Origin of the sequence: Comamonas sp. MYb21 (assembly GCF_037479395.1) — a bacterium.
Classification (GTDB): Bacteria; Pseudomonadota; Gammaproteobacteria; order Burkholderiales; family Burkholderiaceae_C; genus Comamonas.
The window spans coordinates 218,187-234,804 of the sequence record NZ_JBBGZC010000001.1 but is presented as its reverse complement, the minus strand read 5'-3'; the positions used below and the strand labels follow the sequence as shown (position 1 = coordinate 234,804).

The 16,618-nt window shown below is 64.7% G+C and carries 12 protein-coding genes and 2 tRNA genes; 6 read left to right on the top strand and 8 right to left on the bottom strand.

The features are described 5' to 3' along the window. Positions 1–21: 21 nt before the first annotated feature. The 3 genes from WH367_RS01065 to WH367_RS01055 form a co-directional block, all read right to left on the bottom strand. A tRNA-Lys gene (locus WH367_RS01065) sits at positions 22–97 on the bottom strand. A gap of 67 nt (positions 98–164) precedes the next feature. Continuing rightward, positions 165–240: transfer RNA gene (locus WH367_RS01060), tRNA-Lys, on the bottom strand. Between the two features lie 197 nt (positions 241–437). Further along, positions 438–1,415, bottom strand: coding sequence for a GMP reductase (locus WH367_RS01055; RefSeq protein ID WP_021027940.1), 978 nt, complete (start codon positions 1,413–1,415; stop codon positions 438–440). Between the two features lie 293 nt (positions 1,416–1,708). Between WH367_RS01055 and WH367_RS01050 the strand changes: the two genes are divergently transcribed. Together WH367_RS01050 and WH367_RS01045 are read left to right on the top strand one after the other, a co-directional pair. Continuing rightward, positions 1,709–4,162 (top strand): UvrD-helicase domain-containing protein, encoded by a 2,454-nt coding sequence (locus tag WH367_RS01050; protein ID WP_339533786.1) that lies wholly within the window; start codon positions 1,709–1,711, stop codon positions 4,160–4,162. Positions 4,163–4,457: 295 nt separating this feature from the next. Then, positions 4,458–5,591, top strand: coding sequence for an FUSC family protein (locus tag WH367_RS01045; protein WP_339533784.1), 1,134 nt, complete (start codon positions 4,458–4,460; stop codon positions 5,589–5,591). Between the two features lie 51 nt (positions 5,592–5,642). Here the strand turns inward: WH367_RS01045 and WH367_RS01040 are convergent, their stop codons facing one another. The 3 genes from WH367_RS01040 to WH367_RS01030 form a co-directional block, all read right to left on the bottom strand. After that, positions 5,643–6,440, bottom strand: coding sequence for a BPSS1780 family membrane protein (locus WH367_RS01040; protein ID WP_021027566.1), 798 nt, complete (start codon positions 6,438–6,440; stop codon positions 5,643–5,645). Positions 6,441–6,580: 140 nt separating this feature from the next. Continuing rightward, a complete protein-coding gene (locus tag WH367_RS01035; protein WP_339533782.1) occupies positions 6,581–7,537 on the bottom strand; it encodes a homoserine kinase in 957 nt (318 codons plus the stop codon). Positions 7,538–7,664: 127 nt separating this feature from the next. After that, a complete protein-coding gene (locus WH367_RS01030) occupies positions 7,665–8,039 on the bottom strand; it encodes a hypothetical protein (protein ID WP_339533780.1) in 375 nt (124 codons plus the stop codon). Positions 8,040–8,091: 52 nt separating this feature from the next. Between WH367_RS01030 and polA the strand changes: the two genes are divergently transcribed. Both polA and WH367_RS01020 read left to right on the top strand, forming a co-directional pair. Further along, entirely contained in the window at positions 8,092–10,896 is a 2,805-nt protein-coding gene (polA, locus tag WH367_RS01025; protein ID WP_339533779.1) for a DNA polymerase I, read from the top strand. 238 nt (positions 10,897–11,134) lie between these two features. Further along, a complete protein-coding gene (locus tag WH367_RS01020; protein ID WP_339533777.1) occupies positions 11,135–12,091 on the top strand; it encodes a ZIP family metal transporter in 957 nt (318 codons plus the stop codon). 29 nt (positions 12,092–12,120) lie between these two features. Here the strand turns inward: WH367_RS01020 and WH367_RS01015 are convergent, their stop codons facing one another. Both WH367_RS01015 and WH367_RS01010 read right to left on the bottom strand, forming a co-directional pair. Continuing rightward, on the bottom strand, positions 12,121–12,909 hold the full coding sequence (locus tag WH367_RS01015) for a LytR/AlgR family response regulator transcription factor (protein ID WP_339533775.1): 789 nt from the start codon (positions 12,907–12,909) through the stop codon (positions 12,121–12,123). A 64-nt stretch (positions 12,910–12,973) separates the two neighbouring features. Next, positions 12,974–14,008 (bottom strand): sensor histidine kinase, encoded by a 1,035-nt coding sequence (locus WH367_RS01010; protein ID WP_339533773.1) that lies wholly within the window; start codon positions 14,006–14,008, stop codon positions 12,974–12,976. A 122-nt stretch (positions 14,009–14,130) separates the two neighbouring features. On the opposite strand from WH367_RS01010, the gene argH reads away from it, so the two are divergent. Then, positions 14,131–15,588: an argininosuccinate lyase gene (gene argH / locus WH367_RS01005; RefSeq protein WP_116927565.1), complete on the top strand. Its 1,458-nt coding sequence runs from the start codon at positions 14,131–14,133 to the stop codon at positions 15,586–15,588. Positions 15,589–15,630: 42 nt separating this feature from the next. Continuing rightward, positions 15,631–16,617, top strand: coding sequence for a Bug family tripartite tricarboxylate transporter substrate binding protein (locus WH367_RS01000; RefSeq protein ID WP_339533771.1), 987 nt, complete (start codon positions 15,631–15,633; stop codon positions 16,615–16,617). Position 16,618 lies beyond the last annotated feature (1 nt).

Below are 16,618 nucleotides of genomic sequence, written 5' to 3'. Positions count from 1 at the left end.
ATAAGCCTAGGCCGTTGAACTTGGTGGGCCCTGAGTGATTCGAACACTCGACCAACGGATTAAGAGTCCGCTGCTCTACCAACTGAGCTAAGAGCCCGAAACTGTCGCACCTTGGAAATGCTTTGTTTCGTTGGCCTGCGCGGTCAATCGCAAGCCTAAAAATGTGGTGGGCCCTGAGTGATTCGAACACTCGACCAACGGATTAAGAGTCCGCTGCTCTACCAACTGAGCTAAGAGCCCACATTTGTTTGCTGTCAGCAGTGCGCTGCAGCAAGCCTTGTATTATGCACTAATTTTTACGCCTGTTCGGAAAAATACCGATATCAACCCTGGTTTTTTCCGGCAGGTCGGTTACCGCAGAGGCAAAAACGGCCCGCAAGCTGCCGGGCCGTGCCGGTGCGAGCCAGGCAGGACCTGGCTCGCGTGAGGAAGGCGCTTTACATCAGCAGATGTTCGCCAGCGTTGTCGCCGCCCAGGATCACATAGTTCACCTTGCGGATGTCCATCAGGTGCTTGCCGCCTGCGTAGCTGATGGAGGACTGCACGTCCTGCTCCATCTCGATCAAGGTGTCCTGCAGCTTGCCCTTGATGGGCTCGAGGATGCGCTTGCCTTCGACGTGCTTGTACTCGCCCTTGTTGAAGTCGCTGGCCGAGCCGTAGTACTCCTTGAACAGCTCGCCGTCGAGCTCGACGGTCTTGCCGGGCGATTCCTCATGGCCAGCGAACAGCGAGCCGATCATCACCATCGTGGCGCCAAAGCGGATGCTCTTGGCGATATCGCCATGGCTGCGGATGCCGCCGTCGGCAATGATGGGCTTGGTGGCCACGCGCGCGCACCATTTGAGCGCCGACAGCTGCCAGCCGCCGGTGCCAAAGCCGGTCTTGAGCTTGGTGATGCAGACCTTGCCTGGGCCCACGCCCACCTTGGTGGCATCGGCGCCCCAGTTTTCCAGGTCGATCACGGCCTCAGGCGTGGCCACATTGCCGGCGATCACAAAGGCCTCGGGCAGCTTTGCTTTCAGGTAGCCGATCATGTTCTTCACGCTGTCGGCATGGCCGTGGGCGATGTCGATGGTGATGTATTCGGGGCAGATGTCGTCGGCCACAAAGCGGTCGACCACGTCATAGTCGGCTTGCTTGACGCCCAGCGAGATCGAGGCGAACAGGCCTTGCGACTGCATGGCCTTGGTGAAGGCCACATTGTCGATGTCAAAGCGGTGCATCACATAGAAGTAGCCGTGTTGCGCCAAAAACTTGCAGATCTTCTCGTCCAGCACGGTCTTCATGTTGGCAGGCACCACCGGCAGGCGGAAGGTGCGGTTGCCCAGGACAACGCTGGCGTCACATTCCGAGCGGCTCTCCACGCGGCACTTGCGGGGCAGCAAAAGAATGTTGTCGTAGTCGAAGATTTCCATTTGATTCCAAGCTCCATAAAAGGTCGCAGCGAACTATTTCGCAGCGATGGGGCGCTTGGCTTGGAGACCGGTCGGGCAGGGCGCTTCGCGTTGGAAAGCCCTCTTTTGTGCTGTTGCAGACACAAAAAAACCGGGTCACAAGAAACTTGGGCCCGGTGACTGATTCTAGCAGCATGCACCGGCTTTGCAAAAGCCTTGCCGGCCGCTGCAGTATGCGCAGGCGGCGGGCAAGACCACCAGGCGCTTGCCGGGCGGGCGCCTCGCCGGCCTGCCGATCTCCCTACAATGCAGGCATGGATTCGAATGATTTGTTTGCGCTGCCGCCCGATGCCGGTGGTTCTGGCCATTTGCCACTGCTCAATGGCCTCAACGACGAGCAGCTTGCCGCTGCCACCTTGGAGGGCGGCCATGCGCTGATTCTGGCCGGCGCCGGCTCGGGCAAGACCCGGGTGCTGACCACGCGCATCGCCTGGCTGCTGCAGACGGGCCGCGCCACGCCCGGCGGCATTCTGGCGGTGACCTTCACCAACAAGGCCGCCAAGGAGATGCTCACCCGCCTGTCGGCGATGCTGCCCATCAATGTACGCGGCATGTGGATCGGCACCTTCCACGGGCTGTGCAACCGCATGCTGCGCGCGCATTACAAGTCGGCCAACCTGCCCCAGACCTTCCAGATCCTGGACACGCAGGACCAGCTCTCGGCGATCAAGCGCCTGTGCAAGCAGTTCCAGGTCGATGAGGAAGCGCTGCCACCCAAGCAGCTGCAGTACTTCATCAGCGGCTGCAAGGAAGAGGGGCTGCGCCCGTCGGATGTGCAGGCGCGCGACATGGCCGAGCGCAAGAAGGTCGAGCTCTACCAGCTCTACGAAGAGCAATGCCTGCGCGAAGGCGTGGTCGATTTTGGCGAGCTGATGCTGCGCTCCTACGAGCTGCTGCGCGACAACCTGCCGATCCGCCAGCACTACCAGCACCGCTTTCGCCACATGTTGGTCGACGAGTTCCAGGACACCAACCGCCTGCAGTACCTCTGGCTCAAGCAGCTGGCCGGCGACATGGTGGGCGGCAAGTTCCAGTCCCATAGCAGCGTGATTGCCGTGGGCGATGATGACCAGAGCATCTATGCCTTCCGTGGCGCGCGCGTGGGCAATATGCAGGATTTTGTGCGTGAGTTCGAGGTGCGCCAGCAGATCAAGCTCGAGCAGAACTACCGCAGCTACAGCAACATCCTCGACAGCGCCAATGCGCTGATCAGCCACAACAGCAACCGCCTGGGCAAGAACCTGCGCACCGACCAGGGCCCGGGCGAGCCGGTGCGGGTGTCCGAGAGCGCCACCGACATGGCCGAGGCGCAGTGGATGGTCGAGGAGATCAAGTCGCTGATCAAGAGCGATGGCTTTGCGCGCAGCGAGATCGCCGTGCTCTACCGCAGCAATGCCCAAAGCCGGATTCTGGAAACCAGCCTGTTCAATGCCGGCGTGCCTTACCGCGTGTATGGCGGTCTGCGCTTTTTCGAGCGCGCGGAAATCAAGCATGCGCTGGCCTATCTGCGCCTGCTGGAGAACCCGCATGACGACACCAGCTTCATGCGGGTGGTGAACTTTCCGCCGCGCGGCATTGGTGCGCGTACCACCGAGCAACTGCAGGAAGGGGCGCAGGCCGCCGGTTGCTCGCTGTACGACGCGGTCACCGCCGTGGCTGGCAAGGCAGGCACCAAGCTGCAGTCCTTTGTCGCGATGATCGATGTGCTGCGCGAGGAAACCCAGGGCAAGACCCTGCGCGAGACCATCGAGCGCATGCTGGTGGTGAGCGGCCTGATCGAGCACTACCAGAGCGAAAAGGAAGGCGCCGACCGCATCGACAACCTGGGCGAGTTGGTGACCGCCGCCGAGAGCTTTGTCACCCAGGAAGGCTTTGGCAAGGATGCCGTGGCCATTCCGATCGACGAGCAGCAGGCCATGGGCGTGCCAGGCAGTGGCCAAAGCCCCGTGAGCCAAGGGCTGGACCCGGATGCACCGCTGCTCGATACCCCACTGCCCGATGCCGCCAACCCGGCGATGGTGAACCCCGATACCGGCGAAACCTTGTCGCCGCTGGTGGCCTTTTTGACCCATGCGGCGCTGGAGGCTGGTGACAACCAGGCCCAGGCCGGCCAGGATGCCGTGCAGATGATGACCGTGCATGCCAGCAAGGGCCTGGAGTTTGATGTGGTCTTTATCGGTGGTCTGGAAGAAGGTCTGTTCCCGCACGAGAACGCGATGACCGACACCGGCGGGCTGGAGGAAGAGCGCCGCCTGATGTATGTGGCCATCACCCGGGCGCGCAAGCGCCTGTACCTGAGCACCTCGCAGACGCGCATGCTCCACGGCACCACGCGCTACAACGTGCGCAGCCGCTTTCTCGATGAACTGCCCGAAGGCGCGCTCAAATGGCTCACGCCCAAGCATTCGGGATTTGGCAGTGGCATGGGCAGCCTGGCTTACGGCGGGGGAGGCGGCGGCGGCCGCTCATCGGGCGGTGGCTATGGCGATGCCGCGCCCAGCATGTGGGGCAAGACCCCCGTGCCGGTGCAAAAGGCCGAGCCCGCGCATGGCATCAAAAAGGGCGCCAGTGTGTTCCACAACAAGTTTGGCGAAGGCAAGGTGCTGGCGGTGGAAGGCACCGGCGACGATGCCCGCGCCCAGGTGAATTTTCCGCGCCATGGCACCAAGTGGCTGGCGCTGTCGGTGGCCAAGCTGACGGTGGTGTAAACCCTCGTTGCAAGCCTGGTAGGTCGTGCTTGGATAGTGGGCACCAACCTCAGGCTTGCCATAAATAGTTGCATGGGATACTATATGGGCTACTCATCGGCATACGCAGCCCCTGCTGCGTCCTGACTTGGTACCCCTAACAGGACCAGCGCGAGCCATCCCTGTACGCGCACAGGCTGGCGCCCGTGCTGCTTTTTGGCTGGTGAGTCTCCACTTTCCTATCCCAGCCACACTGGCTGGCCGCTGTGCCGGCCAGGCTGCGCGTTGGCCAGTTGCTGGGTAGACGAGGATGCCCATGACACCTGCCCCCAAGATCGACATGACCACCCCAGCCATTGGCCGCCACCAGGCGCTGCGCCACCTGCTGTCACCGCGCCAGCTGCGTGACAGCGTCCGCCTGCAACCGCTTCCCTCGCTGCACATTGCGCTGGTTGCGGCCATGCAGGCAGCGCTGGCGGTGCTGCTGGCCCTGGTGGTGGCGCGGCTGTCGCCCTGGCCCCAGCTGGTGGGGCCCTTGGGGCTGGGCGCGTTGGCCGCCTTGTTTGGCCGTTTTGCAGCGCCGGGCCGGCGCATGCGCATCGTCGGCATCTGCGCGGCCATGCTGTGCGCTGCAGTGTTTTTGCCATCGCTTGCCTCCTGGGCCGGGCTGCCCGCCCAGGCCATGGTGGGGGTGCTGGCGCTGGTCGCTGGCGCGGCCACCTTGGCGGTCAGCCACTGGCGCCTGGGTGGGCCGGGCGCGGTGATTGTGGTGTTCGCCGCCGGTGCCTCGCTGGCGCCGGTGCACAGCGGGCAGCAGCTGCTGGAGCGGACCTTGGGCACCTTGGCTGGGGGCCTGTTGGCAGCCTTGGTCTGCTGGGCCACCGATGGCCTGCGCCACCAGGCCGTGCAGCGCGTGCAACTGCCCGCGCAGCCGCAGCGCCCCTGGCCCGCCGAGCTGGCCGCCGCCGGCCGCATTGTGCTCGGTGCTGGCCTGGCCGCCTGGGTGGCCCAGGCCGCTGGCTGGCAGCATCCGGCCTGGGCGGCGATTGGCGCCACGGCGGTGATGCAGGGCAGCCATCTGCACATCACGATGAACCGGGCGCTGCAGCGCATGGTGGGCACCATGCTGGGCGCGCTGGTCGCCGGTCTGATTTTGTCGCTGGAGCCATCGTTTTGGTGGATTGCCGCAGCCATCGTCGCGCTGCAGTTCATCACCGAGGTGAGCATTGGCTACAACTACGCCCTGGGCCAGATCACCGTCACGCCCATGGCCTTGCTGATGACGCATCTGGCCTCATCACCGCTGGCCCCCTTGGCCATGCCGCTGGAGCGGGTGCTGGATACCGTGCTGGGCGCGGCGCTGGGCATTGTGTTTGCGCTGGCGCTGTCCAGCCTGGAAGACCGCGCGCAGCTGCACCGCCTGCACCACGGCGAAGGCCCCCAGCGATGAAAAAAGCCCGGGCTGTGGGACACAGACCGGGCTGGGGTGAGCGGGTAGGGCTTAGAGCGCGACGCTGTCAGTCTGCTCCGGCGCTTCAAAGCAGTCACGAAAGCTGAACACTACCGAGGTCAGGAACATCGTGGCCAGCATCAGCGAGCCGGCAATGGCAATCGCCGCTGCTGCCCAGGCGCCCAGCAAGGTGCCCAGCAGCGCAGACAGCAAGGCCATGGCGATGCCAAAACCGATGCCGACAGCCATCCAGGCCAGACCAAACATCGTGAAGGCGCCGATATTGCGGCTGCAGGCGATCAGGCTGAAGAACACCGCCTTGATGGCGGGAACGCGGTGCCAGTAAATGAGGCCAGGCGCATGCCAGAACAGCAACGACAGCGGAATGTACAGCAGCATGGTGGCGAACATGGCCTGCTGGAAGGCCGGTTGCTCAACGATCTCACGCGTGATCTCGCCGCCCATCAGGTTGAGCCGGGCGAACTGGCCGCCGTCGAACAGCGCCGAAAAGCCCAGCACCAGCAGGAAGGATAGCGCATAGAACACGCCCAGCACGACAAAGGAGTTGCGCCGTTCCTTGTCCACACGCAGCGCAGCCAGCACCACCGGCAAGGTCGGGCGCGTGCCCTGGGCCGTCAACGCGGCGCCAATCATCATGCACAGGGTGGAGACCGGCAGCAGCGCCAGCGCGATAAAGGTGCCGGCAATCGGGATGGCGCCGATCAGGGACATCACCATCATCGACAGAAAGAACAGCGAAGTGAGGGCCAGGGCCTGTGTCTTGAAGGTTTTGAAGCCGTCTTGCACCCAGGTCACACCCTGGCGGGCAGTGGCGATACGAAGTTTCATGCACCAGCGCGCTGCAGCGTGGGCTGCAGCGATAAAAAAATCAAAGGGGATGGCGCACTGTAACCCATGCGCCCAAGGGGCAGGCACCCATATGGGCATGGTGCGCGCGGGCGCGCCCTGGGTTGCTTTGAACAGGTCGCTTATTTCAGCTGGTAAGGCGTGGCCAGGCGCTCGCGCAGCACGCGCTCGAAATGGGTCGGGTCGTGCGGCTTGAGCAGCGAGGCTTCGCGCGGCAGGTAGAAGTCCCACAGGCGCGAGATCCAAAAGCGCAGCGCGCCAGCGCGCAGCATGGCGTTGAGCAGTTCGCGCTCGCAGGCCTGCAGCGGGCGCACGGCCTGGTAGGCGGCCAGCAGCGCATCGGCGCGCGCCAGGTCGATGGCGCCGGTGGCCAGGTCGATGCACCAGTCGTTGATGACCACGGCAATGTCGAACAGCCAGGTATCGACACCGGCGAAATAGAAGTCAAAGATGCCGGTCAGCGTCTCGCCCTCGAACATCGCATTGTCGCGGAACAGATCGGCATGCACCGGGCCGTGCGGCAGCGCGGTATAGGCCGAGCTTTGCGCCACATGGTTCTGGTAGGCCAGTTCGCTGCGCAGCAGCTCGGCAGTGGCGCTGTCCAGGTAGGGCAGCACCACCGGCACGGTCTCGTTCCACCAGGGCAGGCCACGCAGATTGGGCTGCTGGCGCGGGTAGTCGAGGGCGGCCTGGTGCATTCTGGCCAGCACCTCGCCCAGCGATTGGCAATGCGCCGCCTGGGGCGCCAGCTGGCTCTTGCCGGGCAGCTTGCCGACGATGGCAGCGGGCTTGCCCTCGACCTGCAGCAGGATGTCGCCGGTCTTGCCATCGGCCTGGGGCTCGGGCACGGGCACGCCGGCCTTGGCCAGGTGCTTCATCAGGTACAGATAGAACGGCAGCTGGTCGGCACGCAGGCGCTCGAACAGGGTCAGCACGTACTCGCCCTGGCTGGTGGTCAGAAAGTAGTTGGTGTTTTCAATACCGCCTTCAATACCGCGCAACGAGACGAAATCGCCCAGTGGGACGCGCTTGAGCAAGGCCTTGGCAGCCTTGTCGGATACTTCGGTGAAAACAGCCATGGATGTATATCGTCACTACAAAAACAAGGCCAGCCTCTGTGGCTGGCCTGGCCCGCTAAGCGGCGGGTGCAAAGGGGCGATTATCGCAAGCCTGCGCGGCGCTGGGCTATTCGCTCTGGTATCGCGCTCAGAAATTGCCGATATTCCAGACGCGCTTCTTGCTTTGGGTGTCGCCAAAGCCGTCAGGGCGGGCGCGGGCGCCGTCGGTGGGCTTGACCTCGTAGCCGGGCATATTGCCCATCTTGGGCTGCACATGGATGCTCTGGGTCTGGCCGCCAATGCGCACCTCATCGATGCGGCTGCCCGCGTCTTCCACCCGGATGTACTCGGCCTTCTGGTTGTACTTGTCGTTCGCGGGCGCTGCGTCGGCAGGGGCCGCTGGCTGTGCAGCGGGTTGCGCCGCAGGCGCCTGTGCAGGAACTGCGGGTTGCTGGGCCAGCGCAGGGGCTGCCAGCACCAGTGCCAGGGCCTGGGCGATGAAAGAAGTGGTAATTGCGCGCATGGCCCAATTGTAAGTTGTCGCCCGGTGTTTGCGTACCGGGCACAATGTCAATATGCGTAATCCTCCTACTTTAGTGCTGGTGGACGGTTCCAGCTATCTGTACCGTGCCTACCATGCCATGCCCGATCTTCGTGCGGTTCCCGGCGATCCTGCCAGCCCGGCCACCGGCGCCATCCGCGGCATGGTCAATATGATGCAGGCGTTGCGTAAAGACATACAGGCCGACTACGCGGTCTGTGTTTTCGATGCCAGCGGCCCGACCTTTCGCGACGATCTCTACACTGAGTACAAGGCCACACGCTCGCCGATGCCCGATGACCTGCGCTCGCAGATCGCCCCCATCCACGAGGTGGTGCAGCTGCTGGGCTGGAAGATCCTGGCCGTGCCCGGTGTCGAGGCCGACGATGTCATTGCCACCCTGGCCCAGATGGCCTCGCAGCAGGGCATCCAGGTGATCGTCTCCAGCGGCGACAAGGACTTGAGCCAGCTGGTCAACGAGCATGTGACCATCATCGACACGATGAATGGCAAGCGCCGCGATGTCGCCGGCGTCACCGCCGAATTTGGCGTGCCGCCCACGCAGATGGTCGACTACCAGGCCCTGGTGGGCGATACGGTGGACAACGTGCCTGGCGTCAGCAAGGTGGGCCCCAAGACCGCCGCCAAGTGGCTGGAGGAGCACGGCTCGCTCGATGAGCTGATTGCCAAGGCCGACACGATCAAGGGCGTTGCTGGCCAGAACCTGCGCGATGCGATCGCCAGCGGCCAGCTGGCGCTCAGCCGCCAGTTGGTGACGATGAAGACCGATTGCGCGCTGGACGACTATATCCAGGGCCTGCCTGCCTTCGATGGCATTACCCTGGGCGAGCCCGATGCCGTGGCCTTGGTGCCGTTCTACGAGCAATATGGCTTCAAGGGCTTGGCGCGCGCGCTGGGCTCTGCCGCTACCCCCGCGTCCGCCAAGGCGACGGGCGACAGCGCGTCCGGCCAGGCGGGCCTGTTTGACAGCGCCGATGCCGCCGTGACCGAGGTGGCCATCGAGGCCCAGCAGCGCGATGTGGTCTACCACACCATCCTGACCGAGGCCGATCTGGACGCCTGGCTGCTGAAACTGCAGGCGGCCGAGCTGACGGCGCTGGACACCGAAACCGATTCGCTCGACGAAATGCAGGCCCGCATCGTCGGCATCTCGTTCAGCGTGCAGGTGGGTGAGGCGGCCTACGTGCCGCTGCGCCATGAAGGCCTGGATGTGCCCGAGCAGCTGCCCATCGACCTGGTGCTGGCCAAGCTCAAGCCCTGGCTGGAAGACGCCAGCAAAAAGAAGCTGGGCCAGCATGTCAAATACGACCAGCATGTGCTGGCCAACCATGGCATCCGCGTGCAGGGCTATGCGCATGACACCATGCTGCAGTCCTATGTGCTCGAAGCCGACCGCCCCCACAACCTGGGCAGCCTGGCGCTGCGCCACACCGGCCGCACCGGCATCAGCTACGAAGACCTCTGCGGCAAGGGCAAGGGCCAGATCCCGTTTGCCCAGGTGCCGGTGGACAAGGCAGCGGCCTACAGCTGCGAAGACTCGGACCAGACCCTGGATGTGCACCGCGTGCTGTGGCCGCGCATCGAAGCCAATGCGGGCCTGGCGCATATCTATGCGCTGGAGATGCAGACCAGCGAGGCGCTGTTCCGCATCGAGCGCAATGGCGTGCGCATCGATGCGCCCGAGCTGGCGCGCCAGAGCAATGACCTGGGCCGCCGCATTCTGGCGCTGGAGGCCGAGGCCTATGAGATCGCCGGCCAGCAGTTCAACCTGAGCAGCCCCAAGCAGCTCGGCGAGATCTTTTTTGACAAGCTCGGCCTGCCCGTGGTGAAGAAAACCGCCACCGGCGCGCGCAGCACCGACGAGGAAGTGCTGGAGAAGCTGGCCGAGGACTACCCGCTGCCGGCCAAGATTCTGGAGCACCGCTCGCTGTCCAAGCTCAAGGGCACCTATACCGACAAACTCGCGCAGATGGCTTTGCCCAGCGATGGCCGCGTGCACACGCACTATGCGCAGGCGGTGGCCGTGACGGGCCGCTTGTCCAGCAACGACCCCAACCTGCAGAACATTCCTGTGCGCACCGCCGAAGGCCGCCGCATCCGCGAGGCCTTTGTTGCGCCCGAGGGCAAGCTGATTGCCAGTGCCGACTACTCGCAGATCGAGCTGCGCATCATGGCGCATCTGTCGGGTGACGAGGCGCTGCTCAACGCCTTCCGCGATGGCCTGGATGTGCACCGCGCCACCGCCGCCGAGGTGTTTGGCGTGGCGCTGGACCAGGTCAGCAGCGAGCAGCGCCGCTATGCCAAGGTCATCAACTTTGGCCTGATCTATGGCATGAGCAGCTTTGGCCTGGCCAAGAACCTGGGCATCGAGACCAAGGCCGCTGCCGCCTATATCGACAAGTACTTCCAGCGCTACCCCGGCGTCAAGCGCTATATGGACCAGACCGTGGAGCTGGCCCATGCGCAGGGCTATGTCGAGACCGTGTTCGGCCGGCGCCTGGTGCTGCCCGAGATCAATGGCGGCAATGGCCCGCGCAAGAAAGCGGCCGAGCGCGCTGCGATCAATGCCCCCATGCAGGGCACGGCGGCCGATTTGATCAAGAAGGCCATGGTCGCTGTGCAGGCCAAGCTCGATGCAGACAAGCCCGAGGTGCTGGTCATCATGCAGGTGCACGATGAACTGGTGTTCGAGCTGCCCGCTGCCGAGCAGGAATGGCTGCGCACGGAGATCCCGGCCATCATGGCCAGCGTGGCCGACCTGAAGGTGCCGTTGATCGCCGAGATCGGCTTTGGCCCGAACTGGGAAAAGGCGCACTGACGCCGGTGTCCACAATCCTGGGTGGTGCTCGCAGTCGCAGAGGTTCCACTCGGGCCGCCCCAAGTCCTGTCACCTGCACAGGATTTGGGGTGGTTAATGCAACTGCGTTGCAACAAAGTGCTACCATGCGCGGCATGTTGGAGAGGGCACGGGTGCCCGGGGGCTGCGCGGATGAGCGATGGGCCGGCCCGGGTTGGCGGCGTTTTTGCCAAGTCCGGCCCCGCTGAAGGATGGTTTCATGACTTTGATCGCAATCGTGCTGGCGACCCTTGCTGCCGGTTTGGGCAGTGTGTGGGTGGCCGCAGCGCTGATGCGCACGGGCATTGGCAGCCAGGGCAGCCGCTTTGGTGCCCAGCACCTGCTGAGCCTGGCCGCGGGCGCCTTGCTCGCCACCGCCTTTGTGCATTTGCTGCCCGAGGCTTTCGAGAGCCAGATCAACCCCAAGGCGCTGTTTGTGGTGCTGCTGCTGGGTCTGGTGTTTTTCTTCTTGCTGGACAAGGCCGAGTTGTGGCACCACGGCCATGAGCACCGCCATGCGCTGCCCGAAGAGCGCGGCCATGCCCATGGCGAGCATGCGGACGGCGAGCACGCCGATGGCCCGCATGGCCATGCACACCACCACCACGGCCACACGCACAACAACAGCGCGGGCGGCTGGTCGCTGCTGACCGGCGACAGCGTGCACTGCTTTGGCGACGGCATCCTGATTGCGTCGGCCTTCATGGCCGATATGTGGCTGGGCATTGTGGCGGCCATCTCGGTGCTGGCCCATGAGGTGCCCCACCATATGGGCGACCTGGTGGTGCTGTCGGGCAATGGCAGCCGCAGCCAGAGCAAGGTGGCCTTGCTCAAGCTGTCGCTCGCTGGTGCGGTGACGGCACTGGGCGGCGTGGTTGGCTATTTCCTGGTCAGCTCACTGGCGGATTTTCTGCCGTACTTCCTGGCCATTGCGTCGAGCAGCTTTATCTATGTGGCCCTCGCTGATCTGATCCCGCAGCTGCAGCGCCAGCTGACGGCCAAGCAGACGGTGCAGCAGGTGGTCTGGCTGGCCATCGGCATGGTGGTGGTGAGCGCGGTCAGCACCTGGGCGCATGGCGACCATGACCACCATGGCCATGCGCACGGCCCGGCCGAGCAGCATGAGGCCCATGGCGCGCAGGATGCGCATGGCGACCACGACGGGCACAAGCACTGAAACAGATGAGAAATGAGGAAGGGTAGGGCTCAGCCTGCGCGCAGGCCGCCGCCCTTGTTGGCCAGCAAGGCCCGCACCACCGGCAGCTGGCGCCGCGAGACCAGCAGCACATCCTCGATGCCAAACAGGCGCAGCTGCCAGCCGTCGCTGTCGTCCCCCCCCCAGGCCTTTTCCAGGCAGCGTATCGCAGACGGCGCCACCAGCGCATTGCGGTGCACGCGCAAATAGCGCTTGGCAAAGCGCGTCTCCAGATCATTGAGGCTGCCCGACCACAGGTAGGCATGGGTGGCGGTGCGCACGGTCACATACTTCAGCTCGGATTTGAAATACAGCACATCGGCCAGGCGCACCCGCTCGGTGCGGCCCCGGTCGGTGATCAGCAAGCTGTCGGTCTCGGCATCCGGCTCGGTCTGGGCCGGCGCCTGGCGCAGCGCATGGGCCTGGGCGACCAGGGCCACCTTGTGCAGCGCAGCGGCCAGGCGCTCGCGCCGCACCGGCTTGGTCAGGTAGTCGGCGGCATTGACCTCGAAGGCGCTCAGCGCATGCTCGGGGTGGGCGGTGACAAAGACCACGGCGGGGGCTGCGGGCTGCTGCTGCAGCTGGCGCGCCAGCTCCATGCCGCTGTGCCCCGGCATATGGATGTCCAGCAGCAGCACATCAAAGGGCTCGCTCCGCTCTGCGGCGCTGGCCAGCGCCTGCAGTGCCTCGGGGGCATTGGCGGCCTCGTGCACGGCGCTGGGCGCTGGTGTTATCTCGACCAGCAGGCGCCGCAGCCGGCTTCGGGCCAGCGCTTCATCATCCACAATCAATACTCGCATGGCCGCTATGCTAGCGGAGCCCGGTGCCGCCTGCCAACACCGGCCGTCGTGTCGTTGCACCCGCTCAAGCAGGGATGCTGATGCGCACCATGTAGATGCCATCCTTGCTGGTGGCCTTGAAGTCGTATTCGAGGTCGTAGAGCAGGCGCAGGCGCTTTTTCACATTCAGGATGGCTGTGCCGGTGCCGGCGCGCCGCTCGGGCTGGGGGGCGCTAAAGGGGCGCGGCGTGGTGTTGATGATCTGGATCTGCACCATATTGCCCCGCCGGCGCGTGGCAATGATGATGCGGCCATGGCCATGGCTGGGCTCGATGCCGTGCTTGACGGCGTTCTCCACCAGCGGCTGCAGAAACAGCGGCGGCACGGTGGCGTCATCGGCGCGCGAGTCCAGGTTCCAGCGCACGGCCATGCGGTCGTCAAAGCGGATCTGCTCGATCGACAGGTAGCGGCGCGCCAGCATCACCTCTTCGGCCAGGGTCGAAGCCTCGCGCTTTTCGGTCAGCGCATGGCGGAACAGGTCGCTCAGGTCTTCGAGCATGGCCTCGGCTTTTTGCGGGTGGTCCTGCACCAGCGCAACGGCACTGTTGAGTGCATTGAAGAGGAAGTGCGGCCGGATGCGCGCCTGCAGCTCGGCCAGGCGCGCGGTGGTGGCCGCCGGCGTGCGGGCCTGGGCGCGCCACTGCAGGCCCACCACCACCATCGCCGCCAAAAAGCCCCCGGCCGCTGCGCTGGCCAGCCAGGCTGTTTGCGCCGACAGGGTGGCCCACTGGTAGAGCATGGCTGCCAAGAGCCCGCAGACCACGCCCAGCGCGGCCCCGGCCAGGTACTGCCGCTGCGTGCTGCAGCGCTGCAGCAGCTTTTTTTGCTGGCAGGCCAGCACCAGCCACAGCAGGCTGGCGGGCAGCACCACGGCAGTGAGCAGCGCCAGCTGAAAGAACCAGTCGGCCAGGCCGCTGGCACCAAAGGCGGCGGCAATGGCCACCACAGTCTCGACCAGGGCCACGGTGCGGCCGATCACGCTGGCGGTGCAGGCATCAAACACATAGGCGGTGCCGACGATGGCTTCGCGTGGTGCTGGATTAGTTGATGTTGCTGGCATGGTCGTGCAGGGTCGATAAAATCCTGGTTTTTCGCCCAGGGCTTTGGCGGGCCTCAGGCACAGCACCGCGGGCTGTGTTTCCGCAGCGCAACTGGCAGCTTAACCCGAATATTGCGACCTTCATGTCTACACCACAAGCTTCGTCTCCTTCGCACAACCAGCTCGATTCCAAGTCCGAAGCCTGGTCGGCGCTGTTCTCCGAACCCATGAGCGATCTGGTCAAGCGCTACACCTCCAGTGTGTTTTTCGACAAGCGCCTGTGGCAGGCAGACATCCAGGGCAGCCTGGCCCACGCGCAGATGCTCTGCGCCCAGAAGATCATCGGCGAGCAGGACCTGGCCTCCATCGAGCAGGGCATGGCGCAGATCACCTCGGAGATCGAAGCGGGCAGCTTTGAGTGGAAGCTGGACCTGGAAGACGTGCACCTGAACATCGAGGCGCGCCTGACCCAGCTGGTGGGCGACGCGGGCAAGCGCCTGCACACCGGCCGCAGCCGCAATGACCAGGTCGCCACCGATGTGCGCCTGTGGCTGCGCGGCGAGATCGACCTGATCGAAGGCCTGCTGGGTGAGCTGCAGCTGTCGCTGGTGGAAGTGGCCGAGAAGAATGTCGACGTGATCCTGCCGGGCTTTACCCACCTGCAGGTGGCCCAGCCGGTGAGCTTTGCCCACCACCTGCTGGCCTATGTGGAAATGTTCAAGCGCGATGCCGAGCGCATGCTCGATGTGCGCAAGCGCGTCAATGTGCTGCCGCTGGGCAGCGCTGCACTGGCCGGCACCACCTACCCGCTGGACCGCGAGCGTGTCGCCCAGACCCTGGGCATGGAAGGCGTGTCCCAGAACTCGCTGGACGGCGTCAGCGACCGCGATTTCGCCATTGAATTCACCGCAGCGGCCTCGCTGTGCATGGTGCACATCAGCCGCCTGTCGGAAGAACTGATCATCTGGATGAGCCAGAACTTTGGCTTTGTGCGCATTGCCGACCGCTTCACCACCGGCTCGTCGATCATGCCGCAAAAGAAGAACCCCGATGTGCCAGAGCTGGCGCGCGGCAAGACCGGCCGCGTGGTCGGTCACCTGATGGGCCTGATCACCTTGATGAAGGGCCAGCCCCTGGCCTACAACAAGGACAACCAGGAAGACAAGGAGCCGCTGTTCGACACCGTCGACACCCTGAAGGACACCTTGCGCATCTTCGCCGAGATGATCGGCGGCCAGGTGAACCCTGCGACCGGCGCCAAGGAAGGCGGCATCACCGTCAACGCCGACAACATGCGTGCCGCAGCGCTCAAGGGCTATGCCACCGCCACCGATCTGGCCGATTACCTGGTCAAGAAGGGCCTGCCTTTCCGCGATGCGCATGAGACCGTGGCCCATGCCGTCAAGCTGGCCTCGCAAAAGGGTGTGGACCTGACCGAGCTGCCACTGGCCGAGCTGCAGGCCTTCAACCCCAATATCGAAGCCAATGTCTTCGAGGCACTGAGCCTGGAAGGCTCGCTGAACGCGCGCAACACCCTGGGGGGCACGGCGCCCGTGCAGGTGCGTGCCCAGCTGGCCAAGCACCGCACCCGCCTGGCATAAGCTTTGCTTGAACGGTTCTTCTTCGATTCCTGAAAGCCCAGCATGCCCTTGCGCCGCCGCCATTTCTCCCAACGACTGCTGGCCGCTGCTGCGGCCGGGTGGCTGGCTGGCCCCAGCTGGGCGGCGGGCTACAACAAGGGCAAGCCGGTGCGGCTGCTGGTGGGCTTTCCACCGGGCGGCGGCACCGATGTGATCGCGCGGCTGCTGGCCGAGAAGATGAAGGACAGCCTGGGCACCTCGGTCGTGGTGGAGAACAAGCCCGGCGCGGGCGGCCAGATTGCGGCCCAGATCCTCAAGGCTTCGCCAGCCGATGGCGCGACCTTCTTCGTCACCCACGACCACACGATCTCCATCCTGCCCCAGGTCATCAAGAATCCAGGGTTTGACCCGCATGCGGACTTTGTGCCGGTGGCCGGTTTTGCCAGCTTTGTCAATGCGATTGCGGTCTCCGACGGCCTGGGCGTGCGCAGCTTCGAGGCCTATCTGCAGTGGCTCAAAAAGCAGGGCGGCAAAAGTGCGGTGGGCATTCCGGCGCCGGCATCGACGCCGGAGTTCCTGGTGCGGGTGCTGAACCAGCGCTTCAAGACCGACCTGGTGTCCGTGCCCTACCGGGGCAGCGCGCCCATGCTGGCTGACATGATGGGCAACCAGATCCCCGCCGGCATTGGCTCGGTGCAGGATTTCATCGAAAGCCACAAGGCCGGCAAGATCCGCGTGCTGGCCGTGCTGGGCGGCAAGCGCCAGCAGGCCTTGCCCGATGTGCCGACCTTCAGCGAACTGGGTCTGCCGGGTCTGGAAGACATGCCTTACTACGGCATCTATGCCGCCGCCGGCACGCCCCCCGAGATGGTGCAGGCCGTATCGCAGGCGGTTGCCAAGGCCGTGGCTGCCCCCGATGTGCATGAGCAGCTGGTGGGCATGGGGCTGAGCGTGGGCTATATGACGCCCGAGCAGCTGCTGGCCCGCGAGCGCGCCTATTCGGCCGTCTGGACCCGCATCATCCGCGACAGCGGCTTCCAGCCCCAGTGAG

Bases quoted from the DNA above. Each gene is read 5' to 3' on its own strand.
- WH367_RS01020 (WP_339533777.1), top strand. From the start codon at position 11,135: ATGACTTTGATCGCAATCGTGCTGGCGACCCTTGCTGCCGGTTTGGGC.
- WH367_RS01045 (WP_339533784.1), top strand. From the start codon at position 4,458: ATGACACCTGCCCCCAAGATCGACATGACCACCCCAGCCATTGGCCGC.
- WH367_RS01010 (WP_339533773.1), bottom strand. From the start codon at position 14,008: ATGCCAGCAACATCAACTAATCCAGCACCACGCGAAGCCATCGTCGGC.
- WH367_RS01000 (WP_339533771.1), top strand. From the start codon at position 15,631: ATGCCCTTGCGCCGCCGCCATTTCTCCCAACGACTGCTGGCCGCTGCT.
- polA (WP_339533779.1), top strand. From the start codon at position 8,092: ATGCGTAATCCTCCTACTTTAGTGCTGGTGGACGGTTCCAGCTATCTG.
- argH (WP_116927565.1), top strand. From the start codon at position 14,131: ATGTCTACACCACAAGCTTCGTCTCCTTCGCACAACCAGCTCGATTCC.
- WH367_RS01040 (WP_021027566.1), bottom strand. From the start codon at position 6,440: ATGAAACTTCGTATCGCCACTGCCCGCCAGGGTGTGACCTGGGTGCAA.
- WH367_RS01035 (WP_339533782.1), bottom strand. From the start codon at position 7,537: ATGGCTGTTTTCACCGAAGTATCCGACAAGGCTGCCAAGGCCTTGCTC.
- WH367_RS01015 (WP_339533775.1), bottom strand. From the start codon at position 12,909: ATGCGAGTATTGATTGTGGATGATGAAGCGCTGGCCCGAAGCCGGCTG.
- WH367_RS01050 (WP_339533786.1), top strand. From the start codon at position 1,709: ATGGATTCGAATGATTTGTTTGCGCTGCCGCCCGATGCCGGTGGTTCT.
- WH367_RS01030 (WP_339533780.1), bottom strand. From the start codon at position 8,039: ATGCGCGCAATTACCACTTCTTTCATCGCCCAGGCCCTGGCACTGGTG.
- WH367_RS01055 (WP_021027940.1), bottom strand. From the start codon at position 1,415: ATGGAAATCTTCGACTACGACAACATTCTTTTGCTGCCCCGCAAGTGC.